Here is a 12,555-nt window from a genome sequence, read left to right as displayed (position 1 = left end):
AATGGGAGCCAAGGCGTGGACAGCCGTTCGCGCTGCGCGGGCCTATGGACGTGATTCGGAATTCGGCTTCCAGGCGTCGCAGCCGATAAGCCTCACGAGTGATCCAAGAACTCGAGCTATTTTTCTTGGCGTTCTAGAGCTTCCAAGATAGACCGCACGGCCTCAATGTCGCGTCGGTCCACCTTCTTTTCGTAGGTCTTCTCGATCCACTCCATGCTGGTCTCAAGGTATCGAAGAGTGGCGCGGTATTGCGGGATCGTTTCGGGCTTGAAGAACCATTTGAAATTCTCCCACGCTGCCACGGTCACTTTGACCAATTCCTGGAGGGTCGCCGTCAGAAGTTCGGGCACATAGAATGGTCCCATATGCGCGTCAGCTTCAGGTGTCGGCCGAAGCATCGCGAAACCTGCAAATGTTGGGTGCGCAGCGATCGAGGAAAGGAGCTTGTAGTGCTCCATACGCCTTTTTTCGGTGAAGCCGTCACGATCGTCCAGCACCTGCCGGATTTTGGCTTGACCAAATTCTTTCGTCCGCTCCTGCTCTGACACCAACTTCCAGCGCTGGATCAACGCGTCATCAGTGCTGAAGTAATCAAGGAGAAATGCGGTCTCAAGAATGTCTCGGATTTGGAGGCCGGCAGCTTGATAGTAGCCGCTCAGGATGAGCTTCAGGGCAGCCCCTTGTGCATTAAAAATCCGAGCGCCCAATAGCTTTATGATAAGCTGGTTCTCGTCCTTTTCAGCGTAGTCCATACGATAGAACTGCAGGAGGTCCATGATCGTCTCGATCATGCCAACGTGCCGCAAAAGGTCTTCCTGTCTCTCGATGAAATCGATAGATTTACCTCGCGCGACTTCTTCGCCAGAATGCAGGAAGGCAAGGTTTTCAGGGATCTCATTACCTACCACTGGTGGCCACCACGTCCGTGACCTCGCCTCGACTACCGACTAGCGCGATCTCGATGCCTGCTCGTGCGCACCGCGGTGCCATCCTGGTCGCAAGTCTCAGAGTGTTCTCCGTATAGGGGACAACAGCGACTTGGCGACCAGGGTTTTCGCTTGCCATCAGTAAGCCAACAGTCTCGCAAAGCCCTTTGTAAAGCCGAGACACCTGGCCGGCGTGGCGGGTATTTATTATGCCGCCCTTGCATTCGGCCGAGACGGTATGGTTGCCGACCTCGGCTACAACGTCCCCTTTTCCAGAACTGGGATGGATGGTGATCCTCCATCCGTTCTCGTGCCGATACTCGCCGCCGTATGTTGTCGTACCGGTGGACGTTGCCTTATCGAAGCCGCGTCGAGCCAACCAACCGGTGAAGTCGAACCTCTTGCCGTGCTCTCCATCTGGATGGATGCGGACATGGTTGGCTTCCGTCGTCCGCAGGAGGTGGGTGGCATAGGCCACCATCACGGCACCCTCGTGCATCTTATGCTCGATGCCATCGGCGACCTTGCTGGCTCTCTTTTCGGGAGCGGCAACTTGTTCGACTAGGTCGTCAAAATCCATCAAAGTTTCCCCAGAAGCATCGCCACTTTACCATGAAATTAAGCTGCTGCAGCCCATCTTCGATCATGCCGAGCGACCGCCACGATCGACAGCCAAGCGAGGGTCGAGACGCCGAAAAGCACGGTGAGGCGCCGAACTAGGGGCCGTCGGAAGAGCGAAGCCCGATTGCCCTGAACGGCTGAGCTTGACCCGGCCTGCGCCTACCTGACCGCGAGCCTATCTGCTCGCTGCCTGCGAATCCCGGGCCGAAGGCAGGCTGGCCTGGAGAAAACGGTGCCAGGCGCCGCCGAGGACCAGCGTGGTTTCGGCCTCGGCGAATCCGGCCGAGAGAAGGCCTGCCGAGAGTTTCGGAAAATCGAGGTTCGATCTGAACCAGGACGGCTGCGGCGGAAAGCTCGCGGTCGCCTGGAGCTCGCGGGTCCAGCGGCCTTCGCGCATCCAGCGCACGACACTGTCGGGCTGGTCCTGGCAAAGATCCGAGCCGATGCCGAGATGATCCGCTCCCATGATACCGGCCGCTTCGGCAGCCATTTGCCCGAACTGCTCCAGCGTCGTGTCCGAGCCGTTCGGAAGGTGCAGCGGGTAGAGCGACAGGCCGAGCAATCCCTGCTTTTCGCGCAGCGCCTGCAAGACGGCCCTCGAAACATTGCGGTTGCTGTCGCGCAGCCAGCGCGGATTGGCATGGCTGATGACCACCGGGCGCTGCGACAGCGCGATCGTTTCCAGCGCGGTCCGCTCGCCGGCATGCGACAGATCGATGATCATGCCGAGCCGGTTCATCTCGGCGATCGCCTCGCGCCCCATCCGCGTCACGCCGCTGTCTTCCTGTTCCATCCATCCGCAGCCGAGCAGCGACTGGTTGTTGTAGGTGAGCTGCATGAAGCGGATGCCGAGATCGAAGAGCATCTCGATCAGGCCGATGTCGTCCTCGATCGGCATCGGGTTCTGCAGGCCAAGCAGGATCGCTGTCCGGTTGGTGGCCCGCGCCCGCTCGATGTCGCCGGCATCGCGCGCCAGGAGGATCAGGTCCTCATTGTCGCGAAGCCAAGTGCGCCAGTCGACCAGGTGACGCACCGTCTCGCGAAAACCTTCGTGATAGCCGACCGTGGCGTGGATCGCGGTCAGCCCGCCCCGGCGCATCTCCTCGAAAATTTCGCGCGACCAGTTGCAGTATTGCAGCCCGTCGATGAGCACTTGCGGCGCAGCGTTGGTCATTCGGGCGCGCCCGCGTGGATGTAGGACGTCTTGACCTGGGTATAGAACTCGACCGCGGCGCGGCCCTGCTCGCGCGGGCCGTAGCTCGAGGCGCGAACGCCGCCGAACGGCACGTGATAGTCGGTGCCGGCTGTCGCGAGGTTGACCATGACGCAGCCGGAGCGCGAGGCGTGGCGGAATTTCGTCGCACGCGCCAGCGAGCGCGTGGCGATGCCGGCCGTCAGCCCGTAGGGCGTGTCATTGGCAAGGAAGATCGCCTCGTCGAGATCGTCGGCTGGAATGACGCAGGTGATCGGCGCGAACATCTCCTCCTGGTTGATGCGCGTGCGGGAGCGGCCGTTGAGGAACACGGCGGGCGCCATGTAATGGCCCCGATGCGCGAGATCGAGCGCTTCGCCGCCGGTCGCAAGCTCTGCTCCTTCGCTGATGCCGAGCGTCATATAATCGAGATTGGCCGAGAGCTGCTCGGCGCTGACGACCGGTCCCATCTGGACGCCGGCCTCAAGCGCATGGCCGACCTTCAGGGCTTCGGTTTTCGCCAGCAGCCTCTCGACGAAGGCGTCATGGATCGGCCGGTGGACGATCAGCCGCGACGCCGCCGTGCATTTCTGGCCCGTACCGCCAAAGGCGCCGTTCACGGCAAGGTCGACGGCACGGTCGAGATCGGCATCGTCCATCACCACGAACGGGTTCTTCGACCCCATTTCGAGCTGCAGCTTCACGAAGCGCGCGGCGGCGAGCGCCGCGATGCCGGAACCGACGGCGCCGGAGCCGGTGAAGCTCAGCCCTTGGATGTCGGCATTGGCGGCAAGCTCGCGGCCGATCGTCGATCCCGATCCCATGACGAGGTTGAACAAGCCTTTCGGGAGTGCCTGCCGGCTGATGATCTCGGTCAACGCCCAGGCGCTGGCCGGGGTGATGCTGGCCGGCTTCCAGATCACGGCGTTGCCGAAGGCCAGCGCCGGCGCGATCTTCCAGGACGCGGTGGCGATGGGGAAATTCCAGGGCGAGATGACGGCGACGATGCCGAGCGGCTCGCGCTCGATCAGCACATCCACGCCGGCTCTGACGGAATCGGCCGAGGCGCCCAGATTACGCAGCGCCTCGGCGGCGAAATAGGTGAAGAACTGGCCGGCGCGATAGACCTCGCCGACACCTTCGGGAAGCGTCTTGCCCTCCTCGCGCGACAGCAGTTCGCCAAGCTCCCTCGAGCGCGCCATCAATTCGCGGCCGATGGCGTCGAGAACGGCGGCTCTCGCTTCGAGCCCGGCCGCCGCCCACTCCCGTTGCGCGTTTTGCGCGGCCGCCACGGCGTCATGGATGTCGGACAGCCGCGCCTGCGCGAAACGCCCGACGATGTCGGTCACATCCGACGGATTGACGTCCTCGACCCAGTCGGCGCCGTCGCGCCATTCGCCTGCAACGAAGTTCTGACCGTTCAGCATCGGGTTCGACCTGCATCAAATTCGGTTGACAACGACCTAATCAATGCTGTGAACTTCAATCAAGCTCAATTTTTGGCACAAATGTTCAGGCAAGCTTAACAGTGACGAAAACGATCAGCCTGACCGGCATGCGCAGCTTCGTCGCGGTCTGCGAGACCGGCGGCGTGCGCGCCGCCGCCGATCAGATCGGCCGTACCCCGTCGGCGGTGTCGATGACCCTGAAGCAGCTGGAAGACGACATTGGCGCGCCGCTGTTCGAGAGCGAACGCAAGGGCGCGCTTTCTCCAGTCGGCCGTATCGTGCTCGACGAGGCGCGCGCCATGATCGCGCATTACGACCGCGCCTGCCTGGCGATGACCAGCTATGCGGCGGACCGGCAGGGACGCTGCGACGTGGCCAGCGTGCCTTCGGTCGCCGTGACCTTGCTGCCGCGCGCCATCGCCCAGCTTCGCGCCGAGGGCAGCCGGTTCGACATCCACATCCGCGACAGCGATTCCAGCGCCATCGTCGACGCGGTCGAAAACGGCATGGTCGAGGTCGGGCTGTGCGTGCTTGCCAGCAAGCGGCCGCAGCTCAGTTTCGAGCCGCTGTTCCACGAGCCGCTCGATTTCGTCTGCCCGGCCGATCATCCCCTGGCAAAATCGAAGCGTCCGCTGAAATGGGCGCAGCTCGAAGGTGAAAGCTTCATCCGCAATGGCGCGGCCGCGGCACTCGGGCTTGCCGAGACCGAGGCGCTTGCCGCCGGCTCGAAACTCACCGCGACCAATGTGAGCTCCAACCTGGCGATGGTGGAGGCGAGGCTCGGCGTCACCATCCTGCCGCGGCTCTGCCGCTGGAAGAGCAGCCACGACGTGCGCTTCGTGCCGCTTGCCGACCCGCGTTCGAGCCGGACCGTCGGCTGGATCGCCAAGGAGGGCCGCAATCTGCAGCCGGCGTCGCTGCGCTTCATCGAATGCATTCGTCAGCAGGCGCAGGCCGGCGAGAGAGAGTTCGGCTATGCGGCGGCATGATTGGTGGGTGAGGGGATGACGCGCCTGACGCAAGCCAGCATCGAAACGCTCGCTCGTACGGCGCTGGTGCGGCACGGCGCCAGTGAGCGCCAAGCTGGTGCGCTCGCCGCAGCCGTCGCGGCTGCCGAACGCGACGGGCTGAAATCGCATGGGCTGATGTATCTGCCGACCTATTGCGAGCATCTGACCTGCGGCAAGGTGCTGGGGCTGGCCGAGCCGCGCCTGACGCGGCCGGCTCCGGCGGTCGTTGCCGTCGATGCGGGCAACGGCTTCGCCCATGCGGCCATCGCCCTTGGCCTGCCGGCGCTGATCGAGGCAGCCCGCACGCAAGGTGTCGCGGCGCTTGCCGTCCGCAATTCCTACAATTGCGGCGCGCTCGGCTATCACACCGAAAACATCGCGCAGGCCGGCCTTGTCGGCTTGGGGTTCACCAACGCGCCGGCCTCGATCGCGCCCTGGGGCGGCCGCAAGGCGGCGCTCGGCACCAATCCCTGGTCGCTGGCGGTCCCGGACGGGCAGGGCGGCGCGCGCTTCGTCATCGACCAGAGCGCCAGCGTCGTCGCCAAGAGCGAGGTCATCAAGCGCGCCCGCGCCGGCGAGCCGATCCCTCCCGGCTGGGCCTTCGACGCGAGCGGCGAGACGACCACCGATGCCGGCGAGGCGTTGAAGGGCACGATGGCGCCGGCGGGCGGCTACAAGGGCGTCGGCTCAGCATTGCTGGTGGAGGTCTTCGCCGCATGCCTGACGGGAGCCAATCCCGGGCTTGTCGCCAGCCCCTTCTCCGGCACCGCCGGAGGTCCGCCTGGAACCGGCCAGTTCTTCCTGGCAATCTCGCCCGATGCGACCTCGGCCGGGGCATTTGCGGGGAATCTGGAAACCATTGCCGGCGCCTTTGTCGGCGAAGCGAGGCTTCCGGGCACAAGACGCTTTGGCGCGCGCGAACAGAACACCAAGGACGGCATCGAGGTGGCGGCCGAGACGCTTGCCGCGCTCGAAAAGCTGGCCGGGATCGCCGCATGACGGCGATCGCGCTGCGCCCGCCAGAGGTCGTCATGCGCCTTAAGCGGCTGGGCGCCGCGCATCCGACACGTCTCAGTTTTCTGCGCCAGCTGATCCGCCGCGCCACCCGGGAGAAATGGCGGGTGCGCAAGGACCGGTTCGACCTGGACGACAATGGGTTCGGGCGCGCGGTCTATGCGGTCGAGACGCCGGCAAGGACCTACAGCCTGGTCGCCTTCTCGACGCCGCTCGACGACGAGAAGCGGTCCGACCGGGTGATCGCGCAAGCCTGGGACACGAGCTACGTGCTTTACGACGGATTGCCGGACGCCGCCGAAGTCGCGCGGCTGGAGGCAAATGCGCCGCTGCAGGAGGCAGGCCGCTACACCAGAAGCGAACTCGTGCTGGCGCGTGCCAACAAAAGCGTGCGGCTGTTCGAGGACGTCGTGGCGGTGCTGGCGCAAGGGCGACAACCGGACGAGGAGCAGTTGCTCGGTGTCGGCTATCTGCTGCGCACCACGGCCGTCTACGGCAACGGCAAGTTCGGCATCGCCGACCGCGACGAGATCGCCGCACGCCCGGAGCTTGCCGGATCCTTTCAGGCCGAGATGCTCACCGTCTGGCTGATACGGTCCTTCACGCTCGACCTGGTCGATCACATCGCCTGTCGCCGCAATCCGGCCGGCGCGGCGAGCCTGGCGCCGGAATTGCGCCGGGCGCTCGGGGTTGGCAATGCGACGGGGCTTGGCATGGCTCCGTTCCTCGTTCGCCATCCGCTCTTGACGCATAGCTGGTTCCTCGCCCGCGAAACCGCGCTCGCGCGGGTTCGCGCCGAACCGCATGCCGGTGCGGCGGAACGAGACATTTTCTCGAAAGCGCTCGCCGATTTGCGGCAGCGCGTGGCCCGCTGGCACAGCGACGACGACCGCCAGGCCGCCGCAACCCGGTCGCTGGCCGCCGATCTCGACGCGCTGGCCGAAAACCTCGACCGGCTTCTGGCGAAAGCACCGCCCTGGGATGCGGTCTATCGCTTCGCGGAAGACAAGTTTTCGCTCGAAGGGCAGGAAGCCTGCGTCTCGCTGATCCTCGAGCCGCATGGCGCGCTGGTCGACGAACTCGGCGACACGATGAAGGCCGACGAGACGCCTGGACATGCGATCGACGGCAGCGTCACCTGCGGTTCGCTTCGCCAGGCGCTTCTCGATAGCTATTCCTGGGCGGGAAAAGTCGACTTCGCCGAACCGTCCGCCAATGCGCGCTTCTGGTATGTGTCGGCGGAGAAGCTCGAGCCCCGGCTCGGCGAGCGTTTCGAGGAGGACGGCGCTGAGCTCGAACAGCCGCTCGCAACCGCGCGCGACGCGCTCAGCCTTGCGGCCGCGCTGGCGCAGGAGCCAGCTTCGGCCAGTGTCGCCGACTTCCTGCTGCGTCGGCCGGAATGGCGCCACGCGGTGCGGCGCGCCCAGATCGTCGCGAAATTCCCCTATGCCGAGATCCACGACAATCTGATCGGCGCCGACTTGCGGCCCGTCGACATATTGCGCGCCAAGCTGGCTTTCTTCGGCGCGCGCAGTTTCGATCCGCGCTCCGACCGCTGGCTGCGGATCGCGCTGTTCAGCGGCGAGCCGCTGATCGAGGATGTCGCCACGATGGCGCCGGCAGGAGAGGCCGCGTGATCGACCTGTCGCTCAACGAGGTGGAAACGCTGAGCACCAAGGCGGCGCGCGGCGCCGGATTTTCATGGGGACTGGCCGAGGATATCGGCCGCGCGGCGCGCCGGATCGCGGCCGAGAACGACAATTGGGGCGAGGCCATGCTGAGCCTCGCCGAAAACGCGCAGTCCTTCGCGGCGCCCGATCCTGCCCGCGCGGCGCGCTGGCGAAAAGGCGAGACGGACATGCCTGCCGAAACGCCGCTTTGCCCGATCCGCACCGCGGCTTTACTGCTTGACGATCCGCTTCCGGCGAGCGCGCTGCCGCTGACGATCATCAATGTCGGCCTGCCTGTCTGGCTCGACGCAATGCTGCGCCGTTCGGCGATGCGCGTCGCGCAGCCCGTGGGGCCGGTGACGCGCGCCGATGTCGTCGTCGAACACCGGGCCGAGATCGAGCAGCCGGCCACGGGCCGGCGCGGCGCGACCAATGAGCGGACGCTCGCGGCGCTCAATTCCTTCGCCGGCAAAACCTATGTGCCGGAAAGCGAGCGATCGCGCGTGCGTGGTGCCGGCGGCGGCCGGGTGGACGACGAATAAGGGGAGAAAAAAATGAGTGCAGCCGACGGCCAGAAGATCGCCATGCGTGGGGCGGGCTATTACTCGGCCAACACCGTGGGCGCCAAATACGTCATCGACAAGGTCGGCGATCTCGTCGTCAAGGCCGTCGCCGGGATGCCCCGGCTGGCCGACGGCCAGCCATTCGCCGTTGCCGATTTCGGCGCGGCCGACGGCGGCACCTCGATGGACATGATGCGGCGGCTGGTCGGCGCCGTTCGTGAGAGGGAGCCGAACCGGGCGATATCGATCACCTATACCGACCTGCCCCACAATGACTTCTCGACCCTGTTCAGGTTGAGCCAGGGGCTGCTGGGCACCTCGACGGAGGTCCCGCTGGCCGAGACGCCCGGGCTCTACATCTTCGGCAGCGGCACCAGCTTCTACCGCCAGATCCTACCGGACAATTCGCTCTCGTTCGGCTTTTCCGCCACGGCGATGCACTGGATCAGCAAGCGGCCCTGCATGATCGCCGATCACGTCCAGGCGGTCGGCGCGACCGAGGCCGAGCGCGCGCAGTTTCGCGCCCAGGGGCTGCGCGACTGGGAGACGATCCTGCTCGCCAGGGCGCGCGAGCTCAGGTCCGGCGGCAGGCTGGCGCTGGCCAATTTCTGCGTCGACGAGGAAGGGCGCTATCTCGGACACACGACCGGGGTCGACATGTTCGACGGCTTCGCGCGCCATTGGCGCGATCTGGCCCGGGCAGGGCGGATCAGCGAGACGGAATATGTCAACGCGACGTTCCAGCAATTCTACAAGACGCCGGACGAGTTCGCGGCACCCTTCCGCGATCCCGCTTCGCCGGTGTCGCAGGCCGGACTGAGGCTGGAAAACATCTTCACCATGGTGACGCCGTGCCCCTATGCCGAGGCCTTCCGGGTCCATGGCAATGCGCAGACCTTCGCCAGGGCCTATGTGCCGACGCTCCGCTCCTGGTCGGAAACCGTCTTTGCGAACGCGCTCGATCCTTCGCGTCCCGCGGCCGACCGTTCCGCGATCGTCGATGATCTTTACAGCGCGTACGAAGCCGACGTCGCGCGCGCCCCCGAAGGCCATCGGATGGACTATGTCCACTGCGTGACGGAGATCGTCAAAGGGTAGGTGATACCGCCACGGCAAACTCCGCGCTGCTCCCCTGGGGGTCAAAGAACTTCAAGGAGTCGGTTCAGCGGTCAGGTTCTGTATTTTCTCGAGGAGATTTTTGACGAGCAGCTGGTAGACGCGCGTGAGCTCGTCCGGCGACAATTCAACCCTGATGTCGTACTTGCCGGAATAGTTCACCTGCAGATCGACCGTTCCGAACAGCGTCGTTTTGCCATCGCGAATGTCGGTAGCCACGATCATGCTCGCCAATGGCTGATCCAGCAGAATGACGCCTGGTTCTCCGGGATGATTGTGCGTCGTCGTGCGTATTTTCACAGCGTAACCCTCCTGTTAGGCCTGTCCAAAATAGAACCGTCCCCTCAAAACGCGAGGAACAAAAATCGTATCGGCGCAGCCACCATCTGTGTTATGCGCCGCCCAACCAACCAAAGGACGACAGCTGTGAGCGAACTTACCGTGGCCGATGCGACCGAAAGCATCTATGCCTCACTCCGAGCGGACAATGCCGACATCGACGCGCATATCGCGACACTCAAGGCGGCGCTGGCACGCGAGGGGAAGAAACAGGCGGTGTTCGATCCGACCAGGCTGGTGCAGAACAACCGCGCCGGTCGCAAGTTGATGCAGGCGTATTTTCGGCAGCGCGGCGTGAGCGTCAGCTTTTCTGATTAGCCGAACCGCAAGCGAAGCGCCCACTACGGCGCTGCCGCCACCGGTTCGTTCCTTCTCATCGTCAGCTCGTAGTTGAGCCGATAGCGGCCGCCTTCGAAATTCCAGATCAGCGGGTTGCGCACGCCGTCGAGCGAACTGGCGCCGGGCGGCAGGTCGGGAAACTCGTTGGCATGACTGGGGTCGTTGGGGCTGGTGTCGTCCTGCTCGAACACCTTCATCCCGGCGTGGTCGACAAAGGTCAGGTTCGTGCTACCGAAGCGCGCCCAGTCCTTCTGGTCGGCGGAGTCGTCGCAGTCGAACTCGACCTCGCCCCCAGGCGGGAAGCGGATGGTGCGGCTGTCGATCGACAATTGCGTGAAGATGTCGTCGGAGCCGAATTCGGGATTGGTCTCGTCCTCGCAGATCAGCGCCTTGAGCTCGAGATTGCGCACCGTGGTCTGCATCGAGGCGCGCACCCGCACGGCCTGGCTTCCTGCGGCCGCCTGATGGATGACGAGATAGCCATGCGTGCCGTCGCCCATGGCGTCGCTGACGATGCGGCTGGTGCCGGAGACCGCGATCGGCGGCTCGCCGCCATGCGGGTTGTCGAACTCCTCCAGCGTCGCCTTGTAGCGGCTCGGATCGGGCAGGCCATCGGCTGTCAGCGTCACGGTCTGGTCGGCGCCGCTGTCGGCCTGGCCGACGACGTCGAAGCGAAACCAGGCTTCGTCCTGGCTGCCCAGCAGGCTGCCGGCTTCGGTCAGCGAGGCGAATTGCGGCGGCTCGCCCGGCTGCAGCGGACAGGCCTCTTCCTTGGTCGCGCAGGTGTGGCGGCGCACCAGCAGCGCATAGTTGCCCTGCCATCTGCGGTCCTTGCCAGTCACGCGGATGAAGAACTCCTTGGGCAAGGCATAGGTATGGACGGTGAAAATGTGCTCACCGTCCTGCACGGTCCTGGTGCTGCCATAGTAGCTGGAGATCGGCGTCGTCATGTTGGACGGCTGGTAGATGTCGATGTTGACGTCCGGATTGTCGGGTCCGATCGAATAGCTGCCGGCGTCCTGGCGCACGACATGGAACCATTGCATGGAACCCGGATAGCGGATCTGGGTGACGTCCTGGCCGTTCCTGAAGTCGATCAGCTCTTCGGCCTGCGGCTTGCCGTCCGGGCCCTTCCTTGTCGTCAGATTGACCGGATAGGCGATCGACGGGCTGCAGAAATTATTGCCGAGGTTGAGGTCGGCGGTCAGAAGATTGTGGTCGCTTTCGAGGTCGACAAAATCGACCGGGATGGTCACGTGCTGAACGCAGATCGGTCCCTCGATGCCGCCGCTCAGATAAGGCTTCGGCGCGGCGAGAATGTAATCGTAGCGCTCGCCGTCGATGTAGTTGGAGATTCCGGGATCGGCGCTGTTGGTCGCCGCCCAGCTGTCATAGTGCTGGGACGTCCAGTACGTGCCGGGGGTGGCGAAGCGGCGCGCCCATTCGCCTGTCGGCGGGTGGAACAGCGGCACGTTCATGTCGCCCATCACCAGAACGCGCTCGCGCTTGCGCTGCGCTGGCGTCAATGGCGACAGCGTCGTCTCGATCAGCTTCTCGATCTGGTCGAACTGCGCATCGCGCGCGTCGGCATGCAGCTCGGCCGGGCTCTTCTCGAAATAGTCGGCCTGCATGTGGGTGAAGACGACCGTATAGTTGCTTTGCGAAGGCAGATGCAGCAGCCGCACGATCGCCGCGCCCTTGCCCGACAGGCAGTCGACACCGCCGCAATGGTCGTAGAGGGTGAAGCCGACCTCGTCAGTCGCCGCATCCAGTGTCTCGCCGTCGTGCTTGCCCCATTTGAAGCTGTCGTCGGGCAGCGGCATGAACTTGAAATCGCTCTTGGCGAACAGCATCAGGCCGCTGTCCTCGCCGTCGATCTTCTCGACCGGCTCGCCATAGATCGCCACGGCAGCCGCCGGATCGAGACTGGTGATTGCGTCGACAATGGCCTGCGGCCGCACCTTCAGCAGCGCAGCGTCGATCTTGCGGACATAATTCGGATAGACGGGCTTGAGCTTGTCGATGAGGATTTGCTTGGCATCCTCGTCCCATGCCTCGTTGATCGCGATTATGTCGAAGCGGTCGGTGTCCTTCAGGATCGTGTCGGCCAGATGCTCGGCCTGTTTTTCGGTCTGGCCCTGAATCTGCACGAGGCAGTCAGCGAAGTTCGGGTTGGCGCATTTGAAGATCGGCGAGAGCAGATATGCGTTGAAGGTCGCGACGCGAACCGTCTCGACTTCCTGCGCCCTGGCGCCGCCGATCGGCGAGGCAGTCAGCGCGACAAGCAGGATGATCAACCTAGCCAAAACCTGATCTG

The 12,555-nt window shown here is 64.4% G+C and carries 12 protein-coding genes; 6 read left to right on the top strand and 6 right to left on the bottom strand.

The window, feature by feature from the left end; translation table 11 throughout:
• Positions 1–116: 116 nt before the first annotated feature.
• From RFM52_RS11880 to RFM52_RS11865, 4 genes are all read right to left on the bottom strand, one after another.
• Positions 117–908, bottom strand: a complete 792-nt coding sequence (locus tag RFM52_RS11880) for a hypothetical protein (protein ID WP_320297483.1) — start codon at positions 906–908, stop codon at positions 117–119.
• The gene (locus RFM52_RS11875) at positions 898–1,506 is read right to left on the bottom strand and encodes a hypothetical protein (protein WP_320297484.1); all 609 of its coding nucleotides are present in this window, start codon (positions 1,504–1,506) and stop codon (positions 898–900) included. The genes RFM52_RS11880 and RFM52_RS11875 overlap by 11 nt, the downstream gene beginning before the upstream one ends.
• Before the next feature lie 216 nt (positions 1,507–1,722).
• On the bottom strand, positions 1,723–2,721 hold the full coding sequence (locus RFM52_RS11870; RefSeq protein ID WP_320297485.1) for a membrane dipeptidase: 999 nt from the start codon (positions 2,719–2,721) through the stop codon (positions 1,723–1,725).
• A complete protein-coding gene (locus RFM52_RS11865) occupies positions 2,718–4,166 on the bottom strand; it encodes an aldehyde dehydrogenase family protein (protein ID WP_320297486.1) in 1,449 nt (482 codons plus the stop codon). Before RFM52_RS11865 ends, RFM52_RS11870 begins: the two co-directional genes overlap by 4 nt.
• Before the next feature lie 101 nt (positions 4,167–4,267).
• Here RFM52_RS11865 and RFM52_RS11860 point away from each other — a divergent pair, with 101 nt between their 5' ends.
• From RFM52_RS11860 to RFM52_RS11840, 5 genes are read left to right on the top strand one after another with little or no spacing between them, the layout of a single operon-like run.
• On the top strand, positions 4,268–5,176 hold the full coding sequence (locus RFM52_RS11860) for a LysR family transcriptional regulator (RefSeq protein WP_320297487.1): 909 nt from the start codon (positions 4,268–4,270) through the stop codon (positions 5,174–5,176).
• Positions 5,177–5,191: 15 nt separating this feature from the next.
• Positions 5,192–6,196 (top strand): Ldh family oxidoreductase, encoded by a 1,005-nt coding sequence (locus RFM52_RS11855; protein ID WP_320297488.1) that lies wholly within the window; start codon positions 5,192–5,194, stop codon positions 6,194–6,196.
• Positions 6,193–7,848, top strand: coding sequence for a hypothetical protein (locus RFM52_RS11850; protein WP_320297489.1), 1,656 nt, complete (start codon positions 6,193–6,195; stop codon positions 7,846–7,848). The genes RFM52_RS11855 and RFM52_RS11850 overlap by 4 nt, the downstream gene beginning before the upstream one ends.
• Entirely contained in the window at positions 7,845–8,423 is a 579-nt protein-coding gene (locus RFM52_RS11845) for a DUF3726 domain-containing protein (protein WP_320297490.1), read from the top strand. Before RFM52_RS11850 ends, RFM52_RS11845 begins: the two co-directional genes overlap by 4 nt.
• A 12-nt stretch (positions 8,424–8,435) precedes the next feature.
• Positions 8,436–9,542 carry a class I SAM-dependent methyltransferase gene (locus tag RFM52_RS11840; protein ID WP_320297491.1) on the top strand — a complete coding sequence of 369 codons (1,107 nt, stop codon included), beginning with the start codon at positions 8,436–8,438 and terminating at the stop codon, positions 9,540–9,542.
• A 51-nt stretch (positions 9,543–9,593) separates the two neighbouring features.
• On the opposite strand, the gene RFM52_RS11835 is transcribed toward RFM52_RS11840, so the two are convergent.
• Positions 9,594–9,860 (bottom strand): hypothetical protein, encoded by a 267-nt coding sequence (locus RFM52_RS11835; RefSeq protein ID WP_320297492.1) that lies wholly within the window; start codon positions 9,858–9,860, stop codon positions 9,594–9,596.
• A gap of 93 nt (positions 9,861–9,953) precedes the next feature.
• Here RFM52_RS11835 and RFM52_RS11830 point away from each other — a divergent pair, with 93 nt between their 5' ends.
• Positions 9,954–10,217: a hypothetical protein gene (locus tag RFM52_RS11830; protein WP_320297493.1), complete on the top strand. Its 264-nt coding sequence runs from the start codon at positions 9,954–9,956 to the stop codon at positions 10,215–10,217.
• Positions 10,218–10,240: 23 nt separating this feature from the next.
• On the opposite strand, the gene RFM52_RS11825 is transcribed toward RFM52_RS11830, so the two are convergent.
• Positions 10,241–12,544, bottom strand: a complete 2,304-nt coding sequence (locus RFM52_RS11825; protein ID WP_320297494.1) for an endonuclease/exonuclease/phosphatase family protein — start codon at positions 12,542–12,544, stop codon at positions 10,241–10,243.
• Positions 12,545–12,555 lie beyond the last annotated feature (11 nt).

Source organism: Mesorhizobium humile (assembly GCF_033977215.1).
In the GTDB taxonomy this organism is placed as follows: domain Bacteria; phylum Pseudomonadota; class Alphaproteobacteria; order Rhizobiales; family Rhizobiaceae; genus Mesorhizobium; species Mesorhizobium humile.
This window is presented reverse-complemented; position numbering and strand designations above follow the sequence as displayed.

What these genes read in the sequence shown, in the direction of transcription:
- RFM52_RS11875 (WP_320297484.1), bottom strand. Translation starts at nt 1,506, where the DNA reads ATGGATTTTGACGACCTAGTCGAACAAGTTGCCGCTCCCGAAAAGAGA.
- RFM52_RS11870 (WP_320297485.1), bottom strand. Translation starts at nt 2,721, where the DNA reads ATGACCAACGCTGCGCCGCAAGTGCTCATCGACGGGCTGCAATACTGC.
- RFM52_RS11865 (WP_320297486.1), bottom strand. Translation starts at nt 4,166, where the DNA reads ATGCTGAACGGTCAGAACTTCGTTGCAGGCGAATGGCGCGACGGCGCC.
- RFM52_RS11855 (WP_320297488.1), top strand. Translation starts at nt 5,192, where the DNA reads ATGACGCGCCTGACGCAAGCCAGCATCGAAACGCTCGCTCGTACGGCG.
- RFM52_RS11850 (WP_320297489.1), top strand. Translation starts at nt 6,193, where the DNA reads ATGACGGCGATCGCGCTGCGCCCGCCAGAGGTCGTCATGCGCCTTAAG.
- RFM52_RS11840 (WP_320297491.1), top strand. Translation starts at nt 8,436, where the DNA reads ATGAGTGCAGCCGACGGCCAGAAGATCGCCATGCGTGGGGCGGGCTAT.
- RFM52_RS11830 (WP_320297493.1), top strand. Translation starts at nt 9,954, where the DNA reads ATGCGCCGCCCAACCAACCAAAGGACGACAGCTGTGAGCGAACTTACC.